The sequence below is a fragment of the Streptomyces sp. sk2.1 genome (assembly GCF_008120935.1).
Taxonomy (GTDB): Bacteria; Actinomycetota; Actinomycetes; order Streptomycetales; family Streptomycetaceae; genus Streptomyces.
This window is the reverse complement of sequence record NZ_RDBO01000195.1, coordinates 1-844: the sequence shown is the minus strand read 5'-3', so window position 1 is coordinate 844 and position 844 is coordinate 1. Positions and strand designations below refer to the sequence as shown.

General features: G+C 69.0%; 1 protein-coding gene. It reads left to right on the top strand.

Annotated elements, in window-relative coordinates; all coding sequences use genetic code 11:
* Positions 1-11: 11 nt before the first annotated feature.
* Positions 12-844 (top strand): acyltransferase domain-containing protein (locus tag EAO76_RS42360; protein WP_316248418.1); only part of this gene is annotated, 833 nt, incomplete at its 3' end.

Genomic DNA, 844 nt, shown 5'->3' with positions numbered 1-844 from the left:
ATCTGGGGTCGTTGAAGTCGAACATCGGTCATGCGCAGGCTGCTGCCGGTGTCGGTGGTGTGATCAAGATGGTGATGGCGATGCGGGAGGGGGTGTTGCCCCGGACGCTTCATGTGGGGGAGCCGAGTTCGCACGTGGACTGGTCCTCGGGTGCTGTGGAGCTTTTGCGGGAGGCCAGGTCCTGGCCGGAGTCGGGTCGTCCGCGTCGTGCGGGTGTGTCGTCCTTCGGTATCAGTGGGACGAATGCGCATGTGGTGATCGAGCAGGCGCCGGTCGTCGAGGCGGTCGGTGTCGAGGAGTCGGTGGCCGGGTCAGGGCCGCTGCCCTGGCTGATCACCGCCCGCTCGGAGCGGGCGCTGCGCGCCCAGGCGGCCCGCCTGCGTCCGCTGGCCGACGCCGCCGACGACACCGGTCGCCGCGACATCGGGCACTCCCTCCTCACGACCCGCTCGATGCTCGACCACCGCGCCGTGGTGCTCGCCGCCGACCGTGCCGAACTGCTCTCCGGCCTCGACGCCCTCACCCGGGGCGCGCCGTCCTCGCACGTGGTGACGGGTGTGGTGTCGGGTTCGGGGAGGACTGCGTTCCTCTTCACGGGGCAGGGCAGTCAGCGTGCTGGGATGGGTCGTGAGCTGTATGTGTCCCAGCCGGTGTTCGCTGCTGCGTTCGATGCTGTCTGTGAGCGGTTCGATGCCCGTCTGGGGGGTTCTCTCAAGGAGCTGGTGTTCGCCGAGGAGGGCGGTGTGCAGGCTGCCGCTCTTGACGGGACCCAGTACGCGCAGGCTGCGCTGTTCGCTCTGGAGGTGGCCCTGTACCGGCTCATGGAGCATCACGGTGTCACTCC